The sequence below is a fragment of the Kocuria massiliensis genome (assembly GCF_900169715.1).
Lineage (GTDB): Bacteria > Actinomycetota > Actinomycetes > Actinomycetales > Micrococcaceae > Rothia > Rothia massiliensis.
In genome coordinates, this window is sequence record NZ_LT835161.1 from 1,045,115 (window position 1) to 1,070,322 (window position 25,208).

Below are 25,208 nucleotides of genomic sequence, written 5' to 3' on the forward strand. Positions count from 1 at the left end.
GATTCGCTGACCGCCTCCCGCTAGGGTTGACGTTATGAGCGAAAACGCACAGGAACACCAGTCCACCTTTTCGGTCCCTGAAGACGTTCAGACCGCGGTCAATGCGATGGCCGATGACGCCCGGAGGGCTTCCCGCGCTCTGGCCACCGCCGATCGGAGTCGTAAAGATCGAGCTCTGATCCGCATCGCCGAGGCCATTGACGCCTCCCGAGAGGTCATTCTGCGGTCGAATAGTGACGATGTGTCTCGGGGTCGAGAGAAGGGCCTCGCTGAGAACCTGTTGGACCGGCTCACGCTGAACGATGAGCGCATTGATGGACTCATCGAGGCCCTCCACAATCTTGCATCCCAGGTTGACCCCATTGGGGAGATCTTGGATGGCCAGACCCTCCCCAATGGGTTGAGGGTGTCACGCGTCAGGGTTCCCCTCGGCGTCGTCGGTGCCATCTATGAAGCCCGCCCCAACGTGACCGTGGATATTGCGGGACTCGCCTTGAAGTCTGGTAACGCCGCGATGTTGCGAGGTGGCTCGGCTGCCCTCGAAACGAATAAGACGCTCGTCGGCGTGATCCGAGACGCACTCGACGCCGCGGGGCTGCCCATGGACGCCGTGCAGTCGGTTGACGAGTACGGCCGCGACGGTGCCAACGCTCTGATGCTGGCTCAAGGCAAGGTCGACGTCCTCATTCCTCGCGGAGGCGGCAACCTGATCCAGTCGGTGGTCCAGAACGCCCGCGTTCCGGTCATCGAAACGGGGGAGGGCAACGTTCACATCTACTTGGACGACACCGCCGATGCCGAAAATGCGGTCCCGCTCGTCGTGAACTCGAAGATTCACCGCCCCTCCGCCTGCAACTCCGCCGAAACTTTGTTGATCCAAAAGGGATCGCAGGCGGCCGGCGAGGTGCTCAAGGGATTGTTGGACGCTGATGTCCGCCTCCACGTGGACGATGCGTCTGCCGAGCTTGCGGGCGGGTTCTCAGATCGAGTGGTTGCGGCAACAGACGACGATTGGGATTCCGAAACGCTGGCACTCGAAATGTCGGTGAAGGTCGTCGATTCCATGGAAGAGGCTCTCGAGCATATTCAGAAGTACTCGACTGGTCACACCGAACTCATCATCACTAACGATCTCCGTAAGGCCGATGAATTTGTGAATCGCGTTGATTCGGCGACCGTCATGGTCAATGCGTCCACGCGATTCACCGATGGCGGGGAATTGGGCCTCGGAGCTGAAGTCGGAATTTCCACGCAGAAGTTGCATGCTCGCGGACCGATGGGCTTGGCTCAACTCACCTCGTCGCAGTGGGTGGTCCGGGGGCAAGGCCACGTCAGGGGCTAAACTGGACGTGACCTCATCGCACCGGCATCACGGCGGACGCTGGAATCGGCCCGTCGGAAGGGAAAAATAGGACTATGCTCAACACCGCTATCCTCGCCACCGCAACATTGGCGGAAGAATCCGAAGGGTTTGACCTCGGCATCCCCCATTGGTTGGTGGCTGTGATTTTCTTCGCGGCATTCTTGCTGATGGCCATCGTGACCATGTCGTTCTCCGGTCGCGGCATCCGCCGTGATTCGGTGAGCCCGTCGTCGCTTTCGCCGGAAGAAGTCGAGGCCATGACCGAATACCAGCAGAAGCACCGCCGCTAAGGCCTTCGACGGAAGCTGGGACCCCGCTTTGCACCGCCATACGGGGTCCCATTCGCACATTTCATGAATCCTCATCTCACTACTGCCCCTGGCCATGGATTATCCGTTCCGCCCCGCAAGGAGGGGCGGACCCGCCTCGGCGTCATGGGCGGAACATTCGATCCGATTCACCATGGCCACCTGGTTGCGGCCAGCGAAGTCGCCTCGGTTTTTGACCTCGATGAAGTGGTTTTCGTGCCCACAGGCGAGCCGTGGCAGAAAGCCGACAAGAAGGTGTCATCCGCGGAGCACCGGTACCTGATGACGGTCGTCGCGACGGCATCGAATCCGCGATTTACGGTATCTCGGGTCGATATCGACCGCCCTGGGCCGACGTACACGGTCGATACTCTTCGAGACCTCCGTTCCCTTCGTCCCAATGCGGACTTGTTTTTCATCACGGGCGCAGATGCTATGGCGCAGATTCTTTCGTGGAAAGACGCCTCAGACATGTGGGATCTCGCGTATTTTGTCGGGGTCACTCGTCCCGGACACGAGTTGGCGGCGCCCTATCACGGCGAGGGTGTGGGATTGCTGGAAGTGCCGGCGATGGCCATCTCGTCGACCGATGTCAGGAGACGTTCCGCGGCAGGCAAGCCGGTCTGGTACTTGGTTCCCGACGGCGTCGTCCAGTACATCAACAAGTACGACCTGTATGATCCGCACGGTGAGACGGGAGACGAACCGGACCGCCAGAACCCCGATCGCCTCCCGAGGGAACATGGGGGAGAAACCCAGACCGGTAGACTCAACAACGACGCAGTAACGCCGCGTCGAGCGGATATTTCAAGGAGCTTCAGCTGAGTAGCAATCTTCCCACCACGACCGACATCACGTCGGACCCGGACAAGGTGTATGTGGCGGAGGACGGAACACAGGTTCCTCCGGCCCCGGAGGAGTACGGTCCCCGCCGCCTGGCCCGCTATCGTCGCGGGTATTTGGCCGAGGTCCGGGGAGAGCCGCCGCTGCATACCCAGGGCGTTCCGATTGTTCCGACGATCGAGCCCAGCCCGGACGTTTTGGAGATTCACCGCCGGTTTGAAGCGCTTTCACGTTCTCTGGAAGAGCACGGGGAGTTTGTCCAGTTGGGCGAAAACGCCGAGTTTGATGCGTTTATCGCCGAGGACGCCTCGGCCGTCAAGTTCCAAGAAGAGGATGTGCTGAACGCGGTTCAGCGTCACATCTTGGGCGAGTCGGGGAGCGTTGCCGATAGTCCCAGCATGTCCATCAACCCGGCGCACCTCTCCGGGTTCAGTAGTACTGATATCAAGCGGGACTACGACGAACACGTGTTGGGCCCGGTCACCACGGGGGTGCCCGTCGTCTTCGGCCCGGACGAGCCTCAGGTTCACAACGTTGCTGGGGGCGCGACCTTGCCGGACGCGACACCGGTAGAGTCCGAGTCGTCTGACGAACCTGACGTCACGTCCATTCCTTTGACCGCACCAACGACCGGTGGGAAGGAAGAAGAACCCCAGAAATCTACCGAACAGACGTCGGGAAACGCGGCTGCGGCATCTTCGGCGCGACCGGTTCGAGCGATGGACGCTCACGGCCTGGACTTGTCCGGCATGGACCGTAAGGCGCCAAAGTCTGGTTCCAAGATCGCCCTCTTCATCATCATTGCTTTACTTCTGATTGCGGCCGTCGTGCTGGGAATCATTTTCCTTCTCTGATCCGACCGCTTCTCGAGTCCCGAAAGGACACCATGACAGCTACTCAAGAATCCATCGACGCCATCACCGTGGCCGCGCAGGCCGCTGAATCGAAGCAGGCCACGCAGCTCAACGCGTACGACGTCTCAGAGATCATGGGCCTCATCGACGGCTTCCTGATCGCCTCCGCGTCCAACGAACGCCTTGTGGATGCCATTGTTGACGAGGTTGAGGACCAGCTCCGTGAGCAGAAAAACCTGAAGCCGATTCGCCGCGAAGGCAAGTCCGGCGGACGGTGGGTCCTGTTGGACTTCGGTGACATCGTCGTCCACGTTCAGCACGAGGAAGAGCGCGAATTTTACGCGTTGGACCGCCTCTGGGCAGATGCTCCGCGCATCTCGCTGGGCGTGGAGAACGAAGTGCAGGAGGTCGGTGACCTTCCCGAGGCGACGGAACTGGCACCGGAACCTAAGTCCTAAAAATTAGGTGGTGCAGATCACCGTTCACGGATTTGCACAACTCGCGAAGGCTCTCATATAGTAGAGGAGTTGCCGCGAGGCAAACACCAGAGATCATCTTCGTGATGATCACATGGGGCTGTGGCGCAGCTGGTAGCGCATCTGCATGGCATGCAGAGGGTCAGGGGTTCGAGTCCCCTCAGCTCCACCATAGTTGATGTATACGAACCCCCGACATGCGGAAGCGTGTCGGGGGTGAGTTCGTTGAAGGGCTCGGTACGGACGATGAGCTGTTCGTCTTCGCCGATGTAGATCTTCTCGAAGAAGTCTTGGTTCGCGAGACGCTTGGCTTCGTCGTCGGACGGACGGTACATCGTGGCGCAGTAGGTCAGCAGCTTCATGGCACTGGATAGGTAGCTGCGTTGCACGGTGTACTACTGTGGTCGTTCTCGAGCTTGCGGTCGATTTCCGCGAGGCCGGCGCGGGTCCGGTCCTGTTGACGCTTGAGCGTGTCGAGGTCGAATGCGCTGCATTTTGCTGCGGCCGCCGCCGGGGATCGCTGACGACGGCGGTGACCTCACGGCCGTGCGCGAGACAGCTTGCCCTGCTCGGCCGCCGGCACCGGGAACGGCGATCCGAGCAAGTACGGGAGCTCTTGTGATGTCCGCTAAGACGTGACGGCGTCTTTGGGCAACTGGTTACTTCAACGATACCGAGAGCCCATGATGACTAATCAGGCAGGGGTCCGACCTGCGCTAATCGACGCCGCCTGCCCCCCCCCCCATCGGAATTCCCGATTCAGATAAGTGGCAAGGGGGTGGCATGATCGGCGTCTGTCTCCGCGTCTGGCCCCGATGTTTCACCGAACTGCGCTCGATGGTCGGCGTCGTCACAGCCAAAGTCCTAGCGCAGACCTTGCGTGACATGAAACGCAACGGCTTCATTACCCGTTGCGGCCTTCGCGTCAATCCTCCGCATGTCGAATACGAACTCACCCCACTGGAGGGGGGCGTTATGGACATCATCGACGCCGCCGAAACTCCGACAGCTGACCCAAATCGGCCCTCGGCGACTTTGTATCCCTATATAGTTATTGGATGGGAGTAACTACTGAGACAGAAGTTCTCGTCGTGGGAGGTGGTCTCGTCGGGTTGGCGAGCGCCGCGTTCCTCGCGCGTCAGGGCGTGGCGACGACGCTGGTCGAGCGGCACCCCTCGACGTCCGTGCATCCGAAGGCTCGCTTGGTGACGGTGCGGAACATGGAGCTCTACCGATCGATCGGGATCGAGAGCGCAGTCCGGTCCGCGGGGGAGCCGAGCAGCGGTTTCGTGGTGGCCGACTCCCTCTCCGGCGATTTGACCAGTTGGATCGCGCCGCCGGCAGAGGAAGTCGAAGCCGCCGACCTCAGCCCGACCACGCCCTTCTCTTGCGACCAGCAGCGTCTCGAACCGATCCTCCTGAACGCCGCGAGGGGGCTCGGAGCGGAAGTGCATTTCGGCACGACCGCCAGTGAGATCGCTCAACTGGCTGATGCGGTCGACGTCCGCATCGATGGACCGAACGGCGAGCAGACGATCCGGGCGCGGTTCGTGGTGGCCGCGGATGGATCCCGGAGTGGGCTGCGCCAGCAGCTCGGCATCGCGATGTCTGGAACCGAGGTGCCCGGCGAATCCGTGAGCGCGCTCTTCCGAGCTGACCTGGAGCCCGCGCTCCGGGGACGCACTGCGGACGCGGTGTTTTGCCGTGCGGCGGGCGCATTCCTGTTCGCTCGCGGGAATGGTGCCGATCGTCGGTGGCAGCTGGGCACGTACGTGCGCCCCGAGTGGAAAGGCCGCGACCCCAGCGACCTCGCCGACGAGCTGACCGAAGTGCTGAGAGCGGCGACCGGGCTGCCCGACGTGCAGCCGGCACTGGAGGACATCGCGTTCTGGCGCACCGGCGCATTTGTCGCGGACCGGTTCCGGTCCGGCCGCGTGTTCCTGGTAGGCGACGCCGCGCACGTCATGCCGCCCTATGGCGGCCTCGGCGGGAACACTGGAGTGCAGGATGCGCACGATCTCGCATGGATGCTCGCGGCAGTCGTGCGCGGCAACGCCCCCGAGCGGCTCCTGAACCGTTACGAGGCCGAGCGTCGGCCCATCGACCAGCTGACCGTCGACCAGGCACTCCTTCGGTCAAGGAAGGCACCAGGGCAGGTGCAAGCCGACGGTCAGGTCGACGCGCTACGCCTCTCGCTCGGCATCCGCTACGGCACCGACGACACCGCCGGCTTCGACGACCCTGCTACGCCGACCATGGCCGATGGCACCCGCGCCCCGCACCTCACTCTGCGCGACGGGCGCAGCATCCTCGACCTGCTCGACTCCCGCAGCTTCACGCTTATCGCCGCGGACGATCTCGCGGCTGATGACCCGCGAGTGCACGCCGTGTCGGTCCACCCTGCCGACATTGACCCCCGACATTCGGCTCGGTGGGCGAGCACTTATGGTCGCGCTCCCGGCCACCTTCTCCGTCCCGACGGCATGCTGACGGGTGTCGTCACCTGCGCGGAGGATGTCGCGCGGCTCGTCGACCGCGCCCTGGCGATCACGCCCGGCTCAGCCGAGGCACGATAGGGCGACCATGGACGACGTCGACCCGATCTGGCAGATCATCCGGGCGTTGAACCGCGCCATCGCCGAGCACGAAGCAGCCCAGCGAACAATGGTGCCTCGCTAGTCAGTGCAGGCAAGACGACGCTCGAAATCGTAGTGACGATAAAGTTGCAGGAGAGCTTTCCTGCGGAATAGGCGGCTGCGCTGAACTAAACATGGTAGCTGCGTCTTTCGAGTTGGTGAATGCACCGTCAACGAGGCGAGGATGGCCACGCTCTCCAGTGAGGGCGAGTGCGCAGGGGGGGGGCACTCCGTTATCAACCCCTGAAGACGGTGGTGTCTGGGTATCAACGCCGTACTACGACCTGATGATCGCCACCTGATACCGCTGCCGGCGTCGCGCTGGTTCGGGATCGGGATATGGTCAGATACCCGAGCCCATCACTGAAGCCGGGATGGTACTGCGAGTTCTGGACGGACAAGGAGACGCAGGAAGCTAACCGGATCGCGCAGGTCAAGGAGACCCCGGGGTGGAGCCATAATTGCCCGGTCTTGTTTTCGCGTTGCCAGGAAAATCCGACCGGTTATTAGGAACCGCCGTTTGTGGGGAAAAGGGGCGGTACCAGGCGGGTCTGGCACTCAACCTGAGATAGGCATAGCGTGGAATCACATCACGAGATGCAGGTCTGATCGGTGGTGTTGCTTTGGCACGAATACAGACGGCGACCGGTAAGGCCGAGCGTCAATGAAGTCACCGACACATGCCGTCTCTGTATACGGCCCTTGGGCCGCTGATAAGTCACATGCATCGCAGGCAACAGCAGGAGAGAACTTTGAGCAACGATTTCGAGCAGATGTTCCCCATAGGCGAGCCCAACGAGGCCTTCGCCGAGTACTTCATCGGGCAGAGCTACCTCGCTCCGCTGACAGATGGCTCAGTCCCGGTCTCGAACGTATCTTTCCAACCTGGTTGCCGGAATAACTGGCATATCCATCACGGCGCTGACGGCGGCGGGGATCAAATTCTGCTGTGCACCGCCGGTTCGGGTTGGTACCAAGCGGAAGGCGAAGAGCCCATCAGCATGGTTCCAGGCACTACGATCCGAGTACCGGCCGGGACAAAGCATTGGCACGGTGCGAAGGCTGACGCATGGTTCTCACACGTCGCGTTCATTACGCCCGGTCAGGACGTCAGTAACGAGTGGCTGGAGCCGGTCTCCGACGAAGAGTACCGCGCTCTGCCCACCACGCAGGACGACGAATAGAGTCCCTTACCCGGTGACGGCTAGATGCCGGGAACATCCACAAGATTTGGTGCAGGCACCATCGCGTTGACCAGGCGCTTCCTATGGGCCGTCGCCGGGGCGCCAGGAAAGTGATCTACTGCATGGTGGGGCCGAAGTAGCCGACTTAAGCTCGGGTTATCGAAAGCTGCAAGGAGGCCGACATGACCGTCGTCAAGATCAATAGACTCTCCGTCCCCGAAGGCGTGGGCCCGGAACTTGAGCATCGATTTGCGGAGCGAAAGCACTCTGTGGACTCTGCACCCGGTTTTCAAGGATTCGAACTGCTACGTCCCGTTGGCGAGCAGAAGGAGTACTACGTCATTACTCATTGGGCCGATGAGTCTAGCTTCCAGAACTGGGCATCCCAACGGCAGGCACGGGATCCGAAGACCACGGTGTCGACCTCGGAGGGAATGCTGGAGTTTGAGGTCGTCGATCTCGACTAATTCATGACATGGCAATGGCCAGCCGGGTCAGTTTTATACCCGTGCTGGCCATTGTCGTTTCGACTGTGAATTTCTAGGCGGAGACAAAGACGGAGTCGGTCGCCTCGCGTCCCAATGAGAGGCTGTCCTCGCTCCCGGCGATGTGCACCTCGAGTCCACCCGAATACGGTGCGCCGGGGGAGATTTCGACCCGCACGCCGACTGTCAGCCCCTTCGCAGAAAAGTACTGAAGCAGCTGCGGGTCGGCATCGGAAATTCGTTCAATCGTCACCGGCCGTCCCGGTTCCGTGTCCGTGAGACGATGCGCTTCAGGAGTAGATATTGTTCCGTCGCGTCCAGGGATCGGGTCCCCGTGGGGGTCCCTTTCCGGGTGGCCCAGGACCTCGTCGATCCGGTCGATCATGAAATCGGAGACGGCGTGCTCCAATTCCTCCGCCTCGTCGTGTACCTGATCCCAGGTGTAACCGAGAGTTTCCACCAAAAAGGTCTCGAGGAGTCGGTGCCGTCGAACCATCGCGACGGCGTGCGAGCGACCCTCGTCCGTCAGCGTCACGGCGCCGTAGGGAGCGTGGGTGAGTAACCCCTGGGACGTGAGTTTGCGGACGGCGTCGGAAACCGACGACAACCGCAAGCCCGTAGTTTGCGCAATCGCCGAGGCGGTTACAGGGCTATCTGACCACTCGTTAAGGGACCAGATGGTCTTGAGGTAGTTCTGTGTGCTGTCGGTGAGCTGCGAGACGGACATGCTCCCCATCTTACGAACAAACGCCCAGGGGTTTCACGGTGACCAGGAGCGGGTCAGTTCCACATGCCCAGAAGGGCCATCCACGCGGTACCGATCGTGCCCCAAATAATCACGTTGGCCACCGAAGCGATGAAGCCGACGCGGAACCATTCGCGTGTGGACACGTAGCCCGATCCGTAGATCACGCCGGAGGGACCCGACGCGTAGTGGGTGAGTCCGCCCATCAGGTTGCCGAGGAAGCCGAGGATCATCGCCGCAAACATGGGTGGCGTGCCGGTCGAGATCGCTGCCCCCAGGAAGACGGCGTACATCGCCACCACCTGGGCAGTATTCGAGGCGAAGAAGTAATGGACGTAGAGGTAGCTCAGCGCGAGGATCGCGAACGCCAAGGGCCACGGGAATCCGCCCACCATATTGCCCACCGAATTTCCGATCCAGCTCATCACACCCAGTGCGTTGAGTTGTGTGGCCATGCCGACCAAGACGGAGAAGAAGATCAGCGTGGACCAAGCGCCCGAATTAGCGGCCATATCCTTCCACGTCAGGACGCGAGTCACGAGCAGAATCGCGATGCCCAGGAAGGCCGCCGTCGTCGCGTTAATACCGAGTGAGCTACCCAAGACCCACAGGATGAGTAGGACCACGAAGGTCAGCAACATGATCCACTCTCCGCGGGACATGCTGCCGAGTTCCTTCAGCTGTTCCCGGGCATGGGCGGGGGCGTCGGGGGTCTTTTTCAGCGTCGGCGCGTAAACCTTGGACATCAGCCACGGCATCGTGATGAGTGAAACCAGACCCGGAAGTGCGGCGGCCAGTGCCCACCCGCCCCACGTGATATTGACATGGTGCTGGGAAGCGAAGCTGACGGCCAACGGATTTCCGGCCATGGCGGTCACGAACATAGCCGAGGTGATCGTATTGACCTGGACCGAAGTCATCGAGAGGTAGGCACCGAGCCGCTTGCGGGATTCGTCGCTCTCCGAGGTAGAGCCGTTGACGGTCGCGAGCGAGGCAACGATGGGATACACGACGCCGCCGGCGCGGGCCGTATTCGACGGCGTCGCGGGGGAGAGCACCAGGTCGGTCAGGGCCATGCCGTAGGAGAGGCCGAGGGAAGATTTCCCGAGCGCCGAGACAAATAAGAGCGCGATCCGTCGGCCCAAACCGGTGATGAGGAATCCGTCGGCGATGAAAAAGGCGGCGACGATCAGCCAGATCGTGGAATCGCCGAAGCCCATGAGCGCTTCCTTTTTGGCGTTCATCGTCCCGGTGATCATCGCAGCGGCTAGACCAACGATGGCCACCGAAGCGGTGGGAAGCGGCTGGAGAATGAGCCCCAGGATCGTGCCGACGAAAATGCCGGCCATATGCATTCCTCGGGGATCCACACCCTCCGGAACCGGGAGGAGATAGATAGCGGCCGTGACGATGAGGATCAGGGCGATCTTCAGCGTCATGGATTTCGTGTTGCCAGCTGAACCCTTGGGTTTCTGGGGTGCAACGGTCTTACTGCTCACGATGTGTCCTTTAAAAGTTTGACGTGACTGATGGGTACCCGGGCCCGTTATGCCCTGGATCAACCCCTTTCGACTTTAGGTCCGCGACGTCCGGATGTGGGGCCTGGAACGGCCAAAAACCGAGTTCCCCTCGCCACATTGACAGCACGGCGTGAGCCTGATTTGCCGAACCTCTGTGACAAACTGGACACATGCCTCTATCTCGGCCCCGCATCCGCAGGAACCACGCGAAGACGCGCCGCACACCGTCCATGAGTCGTGAGGCGGTGAACCTGGGGTACCGCATCGCCGATGGAATTCACGAACGTCGTGAAAAGGCGGCCATTAAAGCTGGCAACGAGCCCGCGATCGTGCCCTTCGTGGGTTACGGATCCACCCAGTGGGTCAGGGTTTTGGGGCGTGCCCTATACAAAACGATGTTGTTTTCGGAACTGAGCGAGACGTTCTCGGGTGATCAACGAGCCAGCAGCCCGGCACGCGGCTGGCGCTCCTTCACCTCGGTCCCGATTTCCTACGCAGAAATTACGGTGACGATCGGCGGACAGCAATTTCAGGTGTCCTCCGACCGTGGAGGGGTCCTCGACGTGAGCCTCGACATCACCCTCGAGCCTGGCGTGCATGAAGTGACCATGAGCATGGAGGGATCCGAGACGGTTTCGTCCAGCGTGTATGTGGTTCCCGAGGACGAAAACATCGGCATCATCTGCGACGTCGACGACACCGTCATGGTTACCGCTTTGCCTCGCCCGCTTTTGGCGGCCTGGAACTCCTTTGTGCTGAGCGAGCACGCACGTATGCCGACCCCCGGAATGCCCGTCTTACTCGAACGCATTCATCGGGCCCACCCGACGTCGCCGGTGATGTACCTATCGACCGGAGCGTGGAATGTCGCGCCAACCCTTCGCCGGTTCTTGTCTCGAAATGCCTATCCGGAAGGCACACTTCTGCTGACCGACTGGGGCCCTACAAGGACGAGGTGGTTCCGTTCGGGCGCGGCCCACAAGGTCAATTCGTTGCGACGACTGGCCCGTGAGTTCCCGGACATGAAGTGGATTCTCATTGGCGACGACGGTCAGAGCGATCCCGACATCTATAACGGCTTCGCTTTGAGGTACCCCGAGCACGTTGCTGCCATCATTATTCGTAATCTCACCGTCGGCGAGTCCGTCTTGGCGTCGGGCCGGGTCTGGGGAGACGACCGTGCCCGGGAAATTGCCGCAGGTTCACTGTGGATGGAGGCCAACGACGGCGCGACTCTCTGCGACAAGCTCAAGCGCACCGACCTCTTGTGAGGTCATTCGCGACACGCGAGTGTCGTCGTGTTTCTCATGAATTTTAGGTGACGGATTCTGTGGACAGACCTGTGGTCGAGCGTCCGTCAGGAAAGCATCGACCGTGCGATTTCGCGGCGGAACGCTCCACGAATTACATCCTTGTTGTGTGCACACCCTGGGGATAACTTTGGCGGTCAAAAACACATATGTTGGGGGCTCTTCTGGAAGCCAACACAAGATGTAGTATTGATTCGAACCCAGCGACGTCGCTCGAGGAAGCAGGTAAAACTGCTCAGAGCACCTGTCGCCCATCCCATGGCACGAGGAGAAACCATGTCAATCACCGTTTACACCAAGCCCGCCTGCGTCCAGTGCAACGCGACTTACCGTGCCCTCGACAAGCGAGGCATCTCCTACGACGTCGTGGATGTCACCGAGGACAGCCAGGCTCTCGAGCACATCAAGGGATTGGGCTACATGCAGGCCCCCGTCGTCGTCACCGAGGATGATCACTGGTCGGGTTTCCGCCCGGACAAGATCTCGACCTTGGACGTCGCCCTCGCTTCCTAACCTCAACCGCTCACTCGTAGATTTCGGGAGCACCTCATGGATACTGCGCTCGAAACTTCTCGTGGCGCACCGTTGACGGACGACGAACCACTGATCGTCTACTTCTCCTCCGTCTCCGGAAACACCCAGAAATTCGTTGACAAGGTGGACGCCGCGTCACTTCGGCTTCCATTGCGCACCGGCGAGGAGACGATCCATATGGATCGTCCGTACGTCCTGTGCGTTCCCACCTACGGACGGCCCCGTTCCGGCGGAGCCATCCCGCCTCAGGTCATGAAATTCCTGCAGGTTCCCCAGAACCGGGAACTGATGCTCGGAGTCATGGGCGCGGGAAACACCAACTTCGGGGAACACTTTTGCATCGCGGCGGACAAAATTGCCGTCAAATGCCGTGTCCCCGTCCTCTATAAATTCGAGCTCATGGGCACCAGCGACGATGTTGCCCGCGTTAACGAAGGATTGAAAGCTTTTTGGAAACACAACTCCCCACTCGCGACGTAAGCTCTGAACGCGGTCACGACGACCCCACCATCCCGGAGAAGTACAAGGGCCTGGGGTATCACGAGCTCAACGCGATGCTCAATTTGTACGACGCGAACGGCAAGATCCAGTTCGACGCCGACCGTCAGGCCGCGCGCCAGTACTTCTTGCAGCACGTCAATAACAACACCGTGTTCTTCCACGACCTCGAAGAGAAGCTCAAGTACCTGGTTGAGCATCAGTACTACGAGCCCGAGGTCCTGGAGCAGTACTCGATGGACTTCATCCGGTCCCTCTCGAAGCTCGCTTACGCCAAGAAGTTTCGTTTCCCGACCTTCCTCGGGGCGTTCAAGTTCTACACCTCCTACACGCTGAAAACTTTCGACGGACAGCGTTACCTGGAGCGTTTCGAGGACCGCGTGGTCATGGTGTCGCTCGCCCTGGCACGGGGTGATGAAACCCTCGCGACGCAGCTCGTCGAAGAAATCATCTCCGGACGTTTCCAGCCGGCAACTCCTACCTTCCTGAACGCGGGCAAGAAGCAACGCGGCGAACTCGTCTCCTGTTTCCTCCTGCGCATCGAAGACAACATGGAGTCGATTGGTCGCTCCATTAACTCCGCTCTGCAGCTGTCCAAGCGTGGGGGAGGCGTGGCCTTTGCCCTCACCAACCTGCGTGAGTCGGGCGCGCCCATCAAGAAGATCGAGAATCAGTCTTCTGGCGTGATTCCGGTGATGAAGCTCCTGGAAGACTCGTTCTCCTACGCGAACCAGCTGGGTGCTCGTCAGGGTGCCGGCGCCGTATACCTGCACGCACATCACCCGGACATCTACCGATTCCTGGACACCAAGCGGGAGAACGCGGACGAAAAGATCCGCATCAAGACCCTCTCACTCGGCGTCGTCATTCCGGACATCACGTTTGAGCTCGCGAAGCGGAACGAGGACATGTACCTGTTCTCGCCGTACGACGTCGAGCGCGTTTACGGCGTGCCGTTCTCGGACGTGAACGTCACCGAGAAGTACTACGAGATGGTCGACGACTCGCGCATCGCGAAGAAAAAGATCAACGCCCGTGAGTTCTTCCAGACGCTCGCCGAGATCCAGTTTGAATCCGGTTACCCGTATGTGATGTTCGAAGACACCGTGAATCGGGCTAACCCGATCGACGGCAAGATCATCATGTCCAACCTCTGCTCGGAGATCCTTCAGGTCTCGCAGCCCTCGGAGTACAACCCGGGACTGGATTACGACCACATCGGCAAGGACATTTCCTGCAACCTCGGTTCCTTGAACGTGGCCGGGACGATGGATTCCCCGGACTTCGGCCGAACCATCGAAACTGCCATCCGTGGGTTGACGGCCGTCTCGGACATGTCCGAGATCGAATCGGTGCCGTCTATTGCCCGAGGCAATTCGATGTCGCACGCGATTGGCCTGGGGCAGATGAACCTGCACGGGTACCTGGCGCGTGAACGCGTGTTCTACGGTTCGGAAGAGGGTATCGACTTCACGAATATCTACTTCTACACCGTGTTGTTCCACGCGTTGCGGGCTTCCAACAAGATCGCCATCGAACGCGGGGAAACCTTCGTAGGCTTCGAAAAGTCGAGCTACGCCTCGGGTGAGTTCTTCGACAAGTACGTCAAGCAGTCGTGGGAGCCGGCCACCGAGCGTGTCCGTGAACTGTTCTCCGAAACGCACATTCCCACTCAGGCCGATTGGGAAGAGCTCAAGGCGAGCGTCATGGAGCACGGCATTTACAACCAGAATTTGCAGGCCGTCCCGCCGACCGGTTCGATTTCTTACATCAATGGCTCGACCTCCTCGATCCACCCGATCGCTTCGAAGATCGAGATCCGTAAGGAAGGTAAGCTCGGGCGCGTTTACTACCCGGCTCCGTACCTGGATAACGACAACCTTGAGTACTTCCAGGATGCCTACGAAATCGGCCACGAGAAGATCATCGACACCTACGCGGCCGCCACGCAGCACGTGGATCAGGGTCTGTCTTTGACGCTATTCTTCCCGGACACGGCCACGACGCGTGACATCAACAAGGCTCAGATCTACGCGTGGCGCAAGGGGATCAAGACGATCTACTACGTGCGACTGCGTCAGCTCGCTTTGGAGGGCACCGAGGTCGAAGGCTGCGTCTCCTGCATGCTGTAATACCGTGATGGGGAGGGTCGGATGGACGTCCGGCCCTCCCCGACACCCGATGCGTTCAGAGAGCGCATCACCATCGAAAACTTCACCACCATCACCCGCGATGACGCGCCCAGCGCGCCCAAAGGAGTCCCGCCTGCCATGATGAGCGAAAAGGTCGAACTGGTCCACAACGTTGAGGCCATCAACTGGAATCGCATTCCGGACGAGAAAGACCTTGAGGTCTGGGATCGGTTGACCGGCAACTTCTGGCTTCCTGAGAAGGTTCCGCTGTCCAACGACGTTCAGTCGTGGGCGACGCTGAACGACGAAGAGAAGCAGCTGACCATGCGGGTGTTCACGGGCTTGACCTTGCTCGATACCATCCAGGGGACCGTCGGCGCCGTCGCTCTCTTGCCCGACGCGCTTACGCCTCATGAGGAGGCCGTGTACACGAATATCGCGTTCATGGAGTCGGTGCACGCCAAGTCCTATTCGTCGATTTTCTCGACGCTGTGCTCGACCAAGGAGATCGACGAGGTCTTCCGCTGGTCCCGTGAGAACGAGCACCTGCAGAAGAAGGCGAACATCGTCATGGATTACTACCAGGGCGATGATCCGTTGAAGAAGAAGGTTGCTTCGACGCTGCTCGAGTCTTTCCTCTTCTATTCGGGCTTCTACCTGCCCATGTACTGGTCCTCCCACGCCAAGCTCACGAATACCGCGGACCTCATCCGGTTGATCATTCGCGACGAGGCCGTTCACGGTTACTACATCGGCTACAAGTACCAGCGTGGTTTGGAACAAGCCAGCCCGGAGCGCAAGCAAGAGCTTAAGGACTACACCTTCGAGCTGCTGTTCGAGTTGTACGAAAACGAGGTGGCCTACACGCACTCGTTGTACGACGGCGTCGGCTTGTCCGAGGACGTCAAGAAGTTCTTGCACTACAACGCCAATAAGGCGTTGATGAACCTCGGCTATGAGGCGATGTTCCCGTCGTCCGTGACCGACGTTTCCCCGGCGATCCTCTCGGCGCTTTCCCCGAACGCGGACGAGAACCACGACTTCTTCTCGGGGTCGGGTTCGTCCTACGTCATCGGCAAGGCCGTCAATACAGAGGATGAGGACTGGGACTTCTAAACCCCGTCGTCGTCACACGATGAGAATGCTGTGACTTGAGAATTGCCCGGGCCGTTGGAACACCACGGCCCGGGCATTGTCGTTCCAGCCGCGCAGTCACGGAGCAGGTTCGTTCACTCACAGGGGAGCCAGTCGCGCCACGGTAGCAGCTCGCCGTATTCTCGAGGTGAAGATCACCTAGGTTAGGAGTCACACCGTGGCACATGCTGCAACGTCGGAGCAGGAATCCCAGACCCACCACCGCGGGGAATCGGCCCTGTCACAGCCGAGGTCCACCAAGTCACCCACAGAGCTTCAGATAGACCGGGTGTACCGTCAGGTCGGGAACAAGCAGTCGCACCACGTCGTCGTGCTGGAGCAGACCTTTACAAACTCCGCCGACGACATCTGGCAGGCCCTGACGACGCCGGAGTCCTTGGGTGTGTGGCTCGAACCGGTCGACATCATTTCTCAGGAAAGGCGCCGCTTCAGGACGGGCAAGACCGGAACCGAAGGCACCGTCGAGATCTTCGACGCGCCCCGATTGCTCCAGGTGTCCTGGGAAAACGGCTCACAAATCGGCGAACTGCAGATCTCCATCACGCAGACCGAAGCCGGCTCCTCGTTGACGCTTCGGCATCGTGTTCCGGCCGACGAGCACTGGGACACCTACGGCGCAGGAGCGACCGGCGTCGGCTGGGATGGCGCGTTCTTGGCACTCCACGCGTATCTTTCGGGACGGGCGGCGACGGTGCGCGAACGCATGGCCGCGCTGGAAGGCTCGGAAGAGGGCAATCGTTTCATCGAGGATTCCAGCAAAGCATGGGAAGCCGCGCAGGTGAAGGCCGGCGACGACGAGGCGACCGCGCGCTCACAGGCCGAACGTACTCAGGCCTTCTACCGCGGTGAGGAAGCTCCGAACCAGGCGTAGCTTCACAAGCGCCGGCTTTCGCGGGGCGAATTTCGTCGCCAGATTTCGAGTCAGGGCGTGTGATGTCAGCATCAAGGCTGGCTTCACACGCCCTGAGTCGTCCCCCGTTGCCTAATCTGCGCCGTCGCTTCGATTGAGGTGTCCGGTGAGGCGCTCATGGATTCGAGCGGAGGACGGGTCCAGCCCAACGACTTTCACCAGGTGCCTGCCCCGTCGATACCGGTCCATGATCGAGTCGAGTGCTGCCACCGTGGAAGCATCCCTGATCCTGGCCTGGGAAAAATCAAGGGTCACTCGTTCGGGGTCTTCGGCATAGTGGAAGGACTCGTACAGGTCGTTCGAGGAGGCAAAGAACAGAGTCCCGTCAATGCCATAGCGCACGGAGGCGAGCTCATCGCCGTCGTACTCCGGAATCCTAGTGACTTCCACCAAATGTGCCACGCGCCGCGCAAAAGCAATCATCGCAGCCATCACCCCAACGGCTACTCCTAATGCCAGATTGTGGGTCGCTACGGTCACCACCACGGTCAGCACCATGACCAGAGTTTCGGACCAGGGCATGCGCCGCAGGAGCCGTGGCCGCACGGAGTGCCAGTCAAAGGTTGTGAACGCTACGTAGACCATCACCGCGGCGAGCGCAGCCATCGGAATGACCGCTAATACCCCGTGCAAGCTCAGAATGAGCGCGAGTACCGAGGCCGCGGCCACCAACGAGGACAAACGCGTGCGGCCTCCGGTCTTCACGTTGATCATTGTTTGCCCAATCATGGCGCAACCTGCCGAACTCCCGAAGAGTCCCGAGACGACGTTGGCCAGCCCGAGCGCCCATGATTCCCGTGTTTTCCGTGACGGGGTATCGGTGAGGTCATCGACCAACGCTGCCGTCAGGAGGGACTCGATCAGGCCGACCACGGCCATCGCAAAAGCCACCGGTGCTATGGCCACGAACAGGTCCCAAGACCACGGCACGTGAGGAAGCCCGAATGCTGGTAACCCTTCCGGTAGCGAGCCCGTCTGACCGACGGTGGGCACATGTCCACCCACGAGTAGCGAAACCGCCGTCACCGCCGCTATCGCGACCAGCGGTGCGGGGATCAGAGTGAACCAGCGGGGCAGGAGGAAGACGATGAGTAGCCCCAGGGCGACCAGTGGGTAGACCATCCATGGAACCCCCATGAGCTCTGGCATTTGCGAACTAAATATCAGGATGGCCAGCGCATTGATGAACCCCTTCATGACCGACCTCGGAATGAATCGCATCAGCTTCGCAGCGCCGAGCATGGCCAAAAGGATTTGAAAGAGACCGGTGAGGATCACGGCTGCAAAATAGTATTGAACACCGTGACTGGCGATGAGAGGCGCGGCGACCAACGCCACGGAACCTGCAGCCGCGGAGACCATCGCGGGACGACCACCAAACACGGAGGTGACGAAAGCGATAATGACCGCTCCGAACAGACCCGTGCGAGGATCCAAGCCGGTGGCGATGGCAAAAGCCATGGCCTCAGGTATCAAGGCTAAAGACGTGACAATACCGGCGAGGACTTCTGTCAGAGCGGTACGAGGGTTCCTGATCGCTTGAGCGATACTTAGCGGTTGAGCCGCCACGGGGGATGCCAAAAAGGCCACGAAGATTCGCTCCTGATGAGGTGGGGATGCCGAATCCAAGAGTATCGGAAGGAGGTGCCGAGATTCTCGCGAAGATTTCTTTTCGGGGGTCAAGGTAATCTCTCGTTGAAACCTACACATGAGGACGACCATGCTCATTGAACGTGCCGACGACCAGACACCCACATCCTTCGGGTCCACCATTGACCGTCTCCGACGGATAGCAGCGGGTGAGGAAAGCTCGGTACTGCGATTCTCCCGTCCGGAACCGGTGGTCGGTTTTGGCCGACGGGACGAGCTCAACCCTGGCTTTGCCGCGGCTCGGGAGGCCTGCATTCGACGCGGCTTCTCGGCCTCCGTCAGGAAAGTCGGGGGTCGGGCCGCCGCATACCACCGCGACTGCCTCATCGTGGATCATCTCTTCGCCGACGACGACGCCACAAGCGGCAACATGCGCCGATACCGAGAGTTCGGAAAACTCTACGCGGGTGCGCTCCGTGACCTTGGCATCGAGGCAGATGTGGGAGAGATCCCCGGGGAATACTGTCCCGGTGAATTCAGCGTTCATGGGCTCGACGCCACCGGCCGCAAGATCAAGCTTGTGGGCACCGCTCAACGAGTCATCGCGGGAGCATGGTGGTTTTCTGCGGGCATCGTGGTGGCGCGTCCTGAACCGCTCAAGGCAGTGCTGACCGAGGCGTATCAGCACCTCAATCTACCCCTTGACCCAGGAACCATCGGGTCGGCCAATCAGGCGGTGCCGGAACTCCAGTGCGAAGACGTGGAGGACGCGGTGCAGGAGCACTACGAACGGTGGCTGGTGAATAACTCTGCGGGCTAGGGAAGCAGCACATAGCAAGGGTTATCGTTGTCATCAGAGGTGTCGTGTTCATTTTTTTAGCCCACGATTGACACAACACCGGCAATAATGAGGATGACAACGGTCAATCTGTGACGGCTGAGACATCCGGAGAAGCCGTCTAACAAGGTGCTTCCAAGATGCGATGAGTGTCCGTGGACCCAGTGATAGCCGACCATGAACTCCGGTACATCAAGGAAGTAGAGGGTTCGTAGAATGTGTGGACGGTACGTTATCGCCCGAGCCTCGGGGGACCTCCTGGGCGGAGTCGAGCTTGAAGAATCCCTCACCAATTACAACGTGGCGCCGACTCACACCGTGCCTATTCTGGTCGATCACCCCAATGACGGCGGTTTCACCCGAGAAATTCACGGGGCTCGTTGGGGCCTGCTTCCCGTGTGGGCCAAGGACGAGTCTTTTTCATCGCGAGCTTTTAACGCGCGGTCTGAAACCGTGACCGAGAAACCCACCTTCCGGCATGCCGTTAAATCCCAGCGTTGCGCCATACCGGCCACTGGATACTACGAATGGAAAAAATCGACTCCATCGACTGGGGGTAGAACGCAGAAGACCCCGTTCTATGTGCATCCCGAGAATTCCGACGACAACATCTATTTCGCAGGGCTTTACGAGTGGTGGAAGATCCCGGAGGGAGAGCACGCGGGGGAGTGGCTGTTATCCACCACGATTTTGACGATGCCTTCGCCCGGAGAAAGCGACGCGGAAAAGTTTTCCTCCGAGACGTTGAACGAACTCGGGGAACTCCATGACAGGCTCCCTATCCCGCTCCGGTATTCGGGTGACGACAACGACGAGCTGTCTGTTTGGATGCGGGCACAGGAAGAGGCCGACGTCGCCGTGGAACGCATTCGGGGCCAAGCCTACGACGTCGCGCGGGAATGGGTCCTCACCGAGGTGGGGCGTGAAGTCGGGTCGGTGGCACATAATGGACCAGAGCTTATTCAACCGGTGGAGCGCTTGATCTAAGATTCCATCACCTGACCAGACCCACGAGATACGACAAGGCCCCCGGACCAGCGGTACCGGGGGCCTTGCTCGAAGCTACCTTCAGAGTTCGGAGTCATCCTCCGGGATCCAACGCTTGAAATCCAAGGTCAGATACAAGGCCAAAGCGGCGGAGTTGTCCTCGGCGATGCGCAGCGCAACCTCTTCATGACCCAGCTCATGAAGCTGATCAATCGCAATACGAAGCAGTTGCTCGGCGAATCCTTCACGACGGCGGGTAGCGGCCGTGAACAGCTCGAAAACGTACGGCGTATTGGGAACTCCGGAACCCACACGGGAGTCGAGAACGATCGCGGCCGCAACGATACGACCGTTGTCATCAACCACCACCGGGGATGCCGACTCAATCAGGTTTCCGTAGTCACCGGCGAAAACCTTGTGAAGGATTTCGAGCGCCTCGGCCTGGCTACCGACGACGTCGACGTCGTCGTACGAGGCAAAGAAGAGCTTTGCCAGACCGTCGGCATCCTCTTGCGTGACGGGGCGAGTCGAAACCTTGAGGGGGCGAGTGTTGGCCCACGTCTTTCCAATAAGTGTGATCGTGCCGCTCACGAAAACCTCCCGAATGATTCCCACCGGCCACGTTCCGTAACCGTATGTTTGTAGTCACTAGCCTATCCTCCGGAGGGCGTTCGCGGAGCCTAGTGGTGACGATCGACGAATGGATCTATACCCAGGTTATCGCGTTATAGAAAATTTTATCCTGTGTGGTCAGAATCTACTGGTAGTTGGGTTATCGCACCGGTCTCACGAAGGATCGTTCCCAGCCCTTCGAGAACCTGGTCCGTGTCGTTGGCGAGCGCGTCATGATGAAGGGTTTCAGACGTCCACGTCTGAAGGTTGGCAACCGAGTTCGCGGTGTGTAACGCGTGATCGTAATCCACGTACATGTCATGGCGATACGCGCTGGCCGCAACGGGAACCTCATTAGTGCTGAGGGCGTCGAGGTCATAGAGACGACCCCAATCGTCCTTATCGGCCAGGACCTCTGCGGTTTCCGCTAGAGGCCGTAATGCGGGGTCTTCCCGGAAATACCAGGGGTGAATCATCTCCCCGGTCAGCATCAGGGGATCGGCGTCGGAACGGTAATCTTCGCGGGATGTGCGGACCTGATCAGCGGCCCAGCCACTTCTCACGCCGGGGCCGTTACAGTAAATCGCCTCATGCATGAGGGCGTAGAGCGGTTTTCCGGCAAAAGTGATGTCTTGATGTGTATCGGTCAGGAATGCTTCGGAGAGTCGCTGATCGCCCTCCGCAAATGCCGATTCCAAAAGGTAATGCAGACCGTGAACTCGAGAATTTCCACCCAGTCGATGACCCACCATCTGAAATCGATGCGGAGTCAGCGCTTCACCGCTCGGAAGTTGGATATTTTCGCGACGCAGCAGCTCCGCGATCCGTACAGCGCGGTCGCGATCTTCTGGGTACCACGAATAAAACTCGTGATTTCTTTCGGCCACGCGGTCAAACGTCGATTCGTAAACTTCGTGAGGGGAGGCATGAAGGGGAGCCAGTCCGGCGGTCATCCAGGAATGAAGCAGCGATTGCGGTGCGAAGGAAAGATAGCTCAAGGTGATGAAGCCGCCGAAGCTCTGCCCGAGGGTTGCCCATCGTTTCTCGGGCTCGTTGCGGGTCAACGTCGCGCGTACGGACTCGGCATCGGCAACGATCGAATCGGCCCGGAAGTGCTCCAAATAGGCCGCTTGTTGGGCTGCATTTCCGCGAGCAACCAGGCCTTGGGCTGTCAAGGGCGTGGACCGACCGGTCCCACGCTGGTCCAAAAGGACGACGCGATATACGGTCGCCATGCGGCTGACCCAGCCATGATCCGCGAGGGGACGCGGTGACGGCATCCCCGGTCCACCTTGGAGATACACCAGGTATGGCCGCTTCTCCGGCGCCCCATGTGCTTGATCACCGGTGTGCGTCACTACTCGAGCAAATAAGTCGACGGTTTCGTCGCGCAAACCATACACGTCAGATTCCCCGAAGGGCGTGTCGTGCGACCATTCCCAGGCGTGGGCCAGCGGCACCTGAAAAGTCATCTCGGTGATGTGCAGGTCACCGACGCGATGGCTAGGGCCAATACTGTGGGGCACAGGCCGTAGGCCCGGTGTCGACGTCGTCATGATTCCGTGTCCTTTCAGCTTCGGACGGCATCGCGGAAAGAGCCAACGTGATCGATGCGGATCACAGGGGCCCCGACGTCGTCTGATGATAAGAGATCCACCGTCGCCGTGATGCCGAAATCGAAGTTGTCGTCCGGATCAGAGAAGGTCTGCCGTAGGCGCCACGTCGTGTCATCGTGTTCATCAATCGTGAGCAGACGCGGGGAACGGGCTGAGGCGTCGGTGAAGATATCGTCGTACTCGTCAAAGTACTCGTCCAAGGCATCGGCCCAGCGATCCGCATCCCACCCTGAATCCGCATCGAGTTCGCCGAGCTTTTGTTCCTGTTCATCGGCAAAGAGCTCGACGCGACGGAACATGGCGTTGCGCACCATGACCGTAAAGGCGCGACGATTATCGGTGAGACGAGGTGCAGATTCCGCGACGAGTTCTTCCAAAGAATCTTGCGTCGGCTCTGCTGCTTCGCCCGACGTCATTTTCTCCCACTCGTCGATGAGGGAGTTATCGGTCTGGCGGATCAGCTCGCCGAGCCACTGGATGAGGTCTTCCAAATCATCCGTAAGCGAGGAAATGGGCACCGTCTGTTTCAATGCCCGATACGCGTCCGAAAGGTACCGCAAGAGAATACCTTCGGAACGTGTGAGTTGGTAATACTGCACGAAGTCGCCAAACCCCATAGCGCGCTCGTACATGTCGCGAACGATGGATTTTGGCGCCAGCTCAAATTCCGAAATCCAGGGGGCACCGGAACGGTACGTCTCGAAGGCCTCCTCTAGCATGTCGGCGAGGGGCTGCGGATAGGTGATGTCCTCGGCGGCATTCATACGCTCGGTGTAGTCCAAACCCTCGGCCTTCATCGCGGCAATAGCCTCTCCACGCATCTTCTTTTCTTGTGCGTTGAGGACCTGGCGGGGCTTCTCGAGGGTTGCTTCAATCACCGAGACGGCATCGAGGGCATAGGTAGCCTCATCTCGGTCTAGCAGCGTCAAAGCGGCCAAAGCGAAGGGCGACAATGGCTGATTCAGCGCGAAGTTATCTTGCAACTCCACCGTCAAGCGAACCGTACGACCTTCTTCGTCCGGCTCGCTGAGGCGTTCGATGACTCCCGCGGCGAGGAGCTCGCGGTAGATGCCGATCGCCTTGCGGATCAGAGCACGCTGTCGCGGCCGAGGCTCATCATTTTCGGTGAGGAGCTTTTTCGCCGCCACAAATGGGTCACCCGGACGGGCCAGGAGGTTCAACATCATGGAGTGAGTCACCGTGAAACTCGAAGTCAGGGGCTCAGGCTCGGCCGAGACGAGTTGCTCGAAAGTCTTCCGGGACCATGCCACAAACCCCTGAGGAGGCTTTTTCTTCTTTCCCCGAGTCGATTGTGCGATCTTCTTTTCATCACCATCGAATTTGGCCCGGGCCTTCTCGAGAATTTTCGCGTTCTCGATGTCGTGTTCGGGAGCCTGAACCACCACGGTGCCGGCGGTGTCGAAGCCTGCCCGGCCGGCGCGCCCCGCAATCTGGTGAAATTCTCGTGCCTTGAGACGACGCGTGCGTTCGCCATCGAATTTGGACAAAGCCGTGATGAGCACGGTGCGAATGGGCACATTGATGCCGACGCCCAGGGTGTCGGTGCCGCAAATGACTTTGAGAAGCCCGGTTTGGGCCAGTTGCTCCACGAGCCGCCGATATTTGGGAAGCATCCCCGCGTGGTGCACCCCGATTCCGTGTCGGACCATTTTATTGAGCACCTTGCCGAAGCCAGATGAGAATCGGAACCCGGCAATGGCATCTGAAACCCGTTCGCGTTCCTCCTTGGAGAGCACGGAAATACTCATGAGAGCCTGCGCCTGATCCATCGCCTGGAGCTGGGAAAAATGCACCACATAAATTGGCGCTTGGTTGGTCGTCACGAGTTCTTCGATGGCCTCGTGGACGGGCTCTTCCGAATAGTAGTAGTTCAGCGGAATGGGGCGCTCCGAACTCGTGACATAAGCCGTAGGTCGGCCCGTCAATTCGGTGAGTTCGCGTTCGAACCGGGAAACATCCCCCAGAGTGGCGCTCATCAGCAGGAATTGTGCCTGCGGCAATTCAAGAAGCGGAAGCTGCCATGCCCAACCGCGTTGCGGGTCGGAATAGAAATGGAATTCGTCCATCACGACCTGTGTCAGGTCGGCACCTTCTCCTTCCCGCAACACGATATTCGCCAATATCTCGGCGGTGCAGCACACAATGGGCGCCTGAGCGTTGACCGAAGAATCCCCGGTGATCATTCCGACGTTTTCAGGGCCAAAGATCTCGCAGAGATCAAAAAACTTTTCGGAGACTAAAGCTTTGATGGGAGCCGTGTAATACGAGCGTTGTCCACGGGCGAGCCCAGCGAAATGAGCAGCCACGGCCACGGTGGACTTTCCGGATCCCGTAGGGGTAGCAAGGACGACGTTGGCTCCGGCCGCAATTTCCAAGACGGCTTCGTCCTGAGCAGGGTAAAGCTCCATATCCCGCGAGGCGATCCACGATGTGAAACCTTCGTAGATTTCGTCGCCAGTGAGGGGATTCGACGCGTAGTCCCCTCGGAAATACTGATGGTCGGGTCCGGCTAGGCGGGGGTCGAGTGCTTCAAGGAGTTTCATTGACTCCCATGCTACCGGGACTCGGCGGCCCATGACGGGCCTGCATCG

The 25,208-nt window shown here is 59.9% G+C and carries 24 protein-coding genes and 1 tRNA gene; 19 read left to right on the forward strand and 6 right to left on the reverse strand.

Annotated elements, in window-relative coordinates:
• The first annotated feature begins 34 nt into the window (after positions 1-34).
• The 11 genes from B9Y51_RS09025 (at position 35) to B9Y51_RS09070 (ending at position 8,131) form a co-directional block, all read left to right on the forward strand.
• Positions 35-1,342 (forward strand): glutamate-5-semialdehyde dehydrogenase, encoded by a 1,308-nt coding sequence (locus B9Y51_RS09025; RefSeq protein ID WP_085529457.1) that lies wholly within the window; start codon positions 35-37, stop codon positions 1,340-1,342.
• Between the two features lie 74 nt (positions 1,343-1,416).
• Complete coding sequence (locus tag B9Y51_RS09030; protein WP_048678193.1) at positions 1,417-1,653, forward strand: hypothetical protein; 237 nt, start codon at positions 1,417-1,419, stop codon at positions 1,651-1,653.
• A gap of 63 nt (positions 1,654-1,716) precedes the next feature.
• On the forward strand, positions 1,717-2,496 hold the full coding sequence (gene nadD / locus B9Y51_RS09035) for a nicotinate-nucleotide adenylyltransferase (protein WP_082156597.1): 780 nt from the start codon (positions 1,717-1,719) through the stop codon (positions 2,494-2,496).
• A gap of 53 nt (positions 2,497-2,549) precedes the next feature.
• Positions 2,550-3,368 carry a hypothetical protein gene (locus B9Y51_RS09040; RefSeq protein ID WP_085529458.1) on the forward strand — a complete coding sequence of 273 codons (819 nt, stop codon included), beginning with the start codon at positions 2,550-2,552 and terminating at the stop codon, positions 3,366-3,368.
• Positions 3,369-3,400: 32 nt separating this feature from the next.
• On the forward strand, positions 3,401-3,826 hold the full coding sequence (gene rsfS, locus B9Y51_RS09045) for a ribosome silencing factor (RefSeq protein ID WP_048678197.1): 426 nt from the start codon (positions 3,401-3,403) through the stop codon (positions 3,824-3,826).
• Between the two features lie 114 nt (positions 3,827-3,940).
• Positions 3,941-4,016 (forward strand) — tRNA-Ala (locus tag B9Y51_RS09050).
• Between the two features lie 25 nt (positions 4,017-4,041).
• The gene (locus B9Y51_RS11185) at positions 4,042-4,218 is read left to right on the forward strand and encodes a hypothetical protein (protein ID WP_158088284.1); all 177 of its coding nucleotides are present in this window, start codon (positions 4,042-4,044) and stop codon (positions 4,216-4,218) included.
• Positions 4,219-4,594: 376 nt separating this feature from the next.
• On the forward strand, positions 4,595-4,912 hold the full coding sequence (locus B9Y51_RS09055) for a winged helix-turn-helix transcriptional regulator (protein ID WP_281252106.1): 318 nt from the start codon (positions 4,595-4,597) through the stop codon (positions 4,910-4,912).
• A complete protein-coding gene (locus B9Y51_RS09060) occupies positions 4,903-6,420 on the forward strand; it encodes an FAD-dependent oxidoreductase (protein ID WP_085529460.1) in 1,518 nt (505 codons plus the stop codon). The genes B9Y51_RS09055 and B9Y51_RS09060 overlap by 10 nt, the downstream gene beginning before the upstream one ends.
• Before the next feature lie 812 nt (positions 6,421-7,232).
• Positions 7,233-7,664, forward strand: a complete 432-nt coding sequence (locus B9Y51_RS09065; RefSeq protein WP_245826123.1) for a cupin domain-containing protein — start codon at positions 7,233-7,235, stop codon at positions 7,662-7,664.
• Between the two features lie 182 nt (positions 7,665-7,846).
• Complete coding sequence (locus tag B9Y51_RS09070) at positions 7,847-8,131, forward strand: antibiotic biosynthesis monooxygenase family protein (RefSeq protein WP_085529461.1); 285 nt, start codon at positions 7,847-7,849, stop codon at positions 8,129-8,131.
• Between the two features lie 73 nt (positions 8,132-8,204).
• Here the strand turns inward: B9Y51_RS09070 and B9Y51_RS09075 are convergent, their stop codons facing one another.
• The gene (locus B9Y51_RS09075; RefSeq protein WP_048678202.1) at positions 8,205-8,876 is read right to left on the reverse strand and encodes a metal-dependent transcriptional regulator; all 672 of its coding nucleotides are present in this window, start codon (positions 8,874-8,876) and stop codon (positions 8,205-8,207) included.
• A gap of 53 nt (positions 8,877-8,929) precedes the next feature.
• A complete protein-coding gene (locus B9Y51_RS09080; RefSeq protein WP_085529462.1) occupies positions 8,930-10,333 on the reverse strand; it encodes an anion permease in 1,404 nt (467 codons plus the stop codon).
• A 311-nt stretch (positions 10,334-10,644) separates the two neighbouring features.
• Between B9Y51_RS09080 and B9Y51_RS09085 the strand changes: the two genes are divergently transcribed.
• From B9Y51_RS09085 to B9Y51_RS09110, 6 genes are all read left to right on the forward strand, one after another.
• Positions 10,645-11,685, forward strand: a complete 1,041-nt coding sequence (locus tag B9Y51_RS09085) for an App1 family protein phosphatidate phosphatase (protein ID WP_085529463.1) — start codon at positions 10,645-10,647, stop codon at positions 11,683-11,685.
• Between the two features lie 315 nt (positions 11,686-12,000).
• Positions 12,001-12,237 carry a glutaredoxin-like protein NrdH gene (gene nrdH, locus B9Y51_RS09090; RefSeq protein ID WP_048678210.1) on the forward strand — a complete coding sequence of 79 codons (237 nt, stop codon included), beginning with the start codon at positions 12,001-12,003 and terminating at the stop codon, positions 12,235-12,237.
• Positions 12,238-12,273: 36 nt separating this feature from the next.
• On the forward strand, positions 12,274-12,738 hold the full coding sequence (gene nrdI, locus B9Y51_RS09095; protein ID WP_048678212.1) for a class Ib ribonucleoside-diphosphate reductase assembly flavoprotein NrdI: 465 nt from the start codon (positions 12,274-12,276) through the stop codon (positions 12,736-12,738).
• Positions 12,739-12,767: 29 nt separating this feature from the next.
• Positions 12,768-14,888 (forward strand): class 1b ribonucleoside-diphosphate reductase subunit alpha, encoded by a 2,121-nt coding sequence (gene nrdE / locus B9Y51_RS09100; protein WP_238651050.1) that lies wholly within the window; start codon positions 12,768-12,770, stop codon positions 14,886-14,888.
• Positions 14,889-15,029: 141 nt separating this feature from the next.
• Positions 15,030-16,004 (forward strand): class 1b ribonucleoside-diphosphate reductase subunit beta, encoded by a 975-nt coding sequence (gene nrdF / locus B9Y51_RS09105; RefSeq protein ID WP_048678613.1) that lies wholly within the window; start codon positions 15,030-15,032, stop codon positions 16,002-16,004.
• Positions 16,005-16,200: 196 nt separating this feature from the next.
• Positions 16,201-16,914 (forward strand): SRPBCC domain-containing protein, encoded by a 714-nt coding sequence (locus B9Y51_RS09110; protein ID WP_085529464.1) that lies wholly within the window; start codon positions 16,201-16,203, stop codon positions 16,912-16,914.
• 111 nt (positions 16,915-17,025) lie between these two features.
• On the opposite strand, the gene B9Y51_RS09115 is transcribed toward B9Y51_RS09110, so the two are convergent.
• Positions 17,026-18,543: a SulP family inorganic anion transporter gene (locus B9Y51_RS09115; RefSeq protein ID WP_342742330.1), complete on the reverse strand. Its 1,518-nt coding sequence runs from the start codon at positions 18,541-18,543 to the stop codon at positions 17,026-17,028.
• 130 nt (positions 18,544-18,673) lie between these two features.
• On the opposite strand from B9Y51_RS09115, the gene B9Y51_RS09120 reads away from it, so the two are divergent.
• Positions 18,674-19,363: a lipoyl protein ligase domain-containing protein gene (locus tag B9Y51_RS09120; protein WP_238651012.1), complete on the forward strand. Its 690-nt coding sequence runs from the start codon at positions 18,674-18,676 to the stop codon at positions 19,361-19,363.
• A gap of 234 nt (positions 19,364-19,597) precedes the next feature.
• On the forward strand, positions 19,598-20,368 hold the full coding sequence (locus B9Y51_RS09125) for an SOS response-associated peptidase (RefSeq protein ID WP_085529466.1): 771 nt from the start codon (positions 19,598-19,600) through the stop codon (positions 20,366-20,368).
• A gap of 81 nt (positions 20,369-20,449) precedes the next feature.
• Here the strand turns inward: B9Y51_RS09125 and B9Y51_RS09130 are convergent, their stop codons facing one another.
• The 3 genes from B9Y51_RS09130 to B9Y51_RS09140 form a co-directional block, all read right to left on the reverse strand.
• A complete protein-coding gene (locus B9Y51_RS09130; RefSeq protein ID WP_048678619.1) occupies positions 20,450-20,959 on the reverse strand; it encodes a GNAT family N-acetyltransferase in 510 nt (169 codons plus the stop codon).
• 146 nt (positions 20,960-21,105) lie between these two features.
• Complete coding sequence (locus B9Y51_RS09135; protein ID WP_085529467.1) at positions 21,106-22,536, reverse strand: alpha/beta fold hydrolase; 1,431 nt, start codon at positions 22,534-22,536, stop codon at positions 21,106-21,108.
• A gap of 14 nt (positions 22,537-22,550) precedes the next feature.
• Positions 22,551-25,160 (reverse strand): DEAD/DEAH box helicase, encoded by a 2,610-nt coding sequence (locus B9Y51_RS09140; RefSeq protein WP_048678222.1) that lies wholly within the window; start codon positions 25,158-25,160, stop codon positions 22,551-22,553.
• Positions 25,161-25,208: the final 48 nt, after the last annotated feature.

Coding starts and splice junctions, on each gene's coding strand:
- B9Y51_RS09125 (WP_085529466.1), top strand. CDS start 19,598: ATGTGTGGACGGTACGTTATCGCCCGAGCCTCGGGGGACCTCCTGGGC.
- B9Y51_RS09060 (WP_085529460.1), top strand. CDS start 4,903: ATGGGAGTAACTACTGAGACAGAAGTTCTCGTCGTGGGAGGTGGTCTC.
- B9Y51_RS09030 (WP_048678193.1), top strand. CDS start 1,417: ATGCTCAACACCGCTATCCTCGCCACCGCAACATTGGCGGAAGAATCC.
- B9Y51_RS11185 (WP_158088284.1), top strand. CDS start 4,042: ATGCGGAAGCGTGTCGGGGGTGAGTTCGTTGAAGGGCTCGGTACGGAC.
- rsfS (WP_048678197.1), top strand. CDS start 3,401: ATGACAGCTACTCAAGAATCCATCGACGCCATCACCGTGGCCGCGCAG.
- B9Y51_RS09140 (WP_048678222.1), bottom strand. CDS start 25,160: ATGAAACTCCTTGAAGCACTCGACCCCCGCCTAGCCGGACCCGACCAT.
- nrdH (WP_048678210.1), top strand. CDS start 12,001: ATGTCAATCACCGTTTACACCAAGCCCGCCTGCGTCCAGTGCAACGCG.
- B9Y51_RS09120 (WP_238651012.1), top strand. CDS start 18,674: ATGCTCATTGAACGTGCCGACGACCAGACACCCACATCCTTCGGGTCC.
- B9Y51_RS09080 (WP_085529462.1), bottom strand. CDS start 10,333: ATGACGCTGAAGATCGCCCTGATCCTCATCGTCACGGCCGCTATCTAT.
- B9Y51_RS09025 (WP_085529457.1), top strand. CDS start 35: ATGAGCGAAAACGCACAGGAACACCAGTCCACCTTTTCGGTCCCTGAA.
- B9Y51_RS09070 (WP_085529461.1), top strand. CDS start 7,847: ATGACCGTCGTCAAGATCAATAGACTCTCCGTCCCCGAAGGCGTGGGC.
- nrdI (WP_048678212.1), top strand. CDS start 12,274: ATGGATACTGCGCTCGAAACTTCTCGTGGCGCACCGTTGACGGACGAC.
- B9Y51_RS09135 (WP_085529467.1), bottom strand. CDS start 22,536: ATGACGACGTCGACACCGGGCCTACGGCCTGTGCCCCACAGTATTGGC.
- nadD (WP_082156597.1), top strand. CDS start 1,717: ATGAATCCTCATCTCACTACTGCCCCTGGCCATGGATTATCCGTTCCG.
- nrdF (WP_048678613.1), top strand. CDS start 15,030: ATGAGCGAAAAGGTCGAACTGGTCCACAACGTTGAGGCCATCAACTGG.
- B9Y51_RS09085 (WP_085529463.1), top strand. CDS start 10,645: ATGAGTCGTGAGGCGGTGAACCTGGGGTACCGCATCGCCGATGGAATT.
- B9Y51_RS09075 (WP_048678202.1), bottom strand. CDS start 8,876: ATGTCCGTCTCGCAGCTCACCGACAGCACACAGAACTACCTCAAGACC.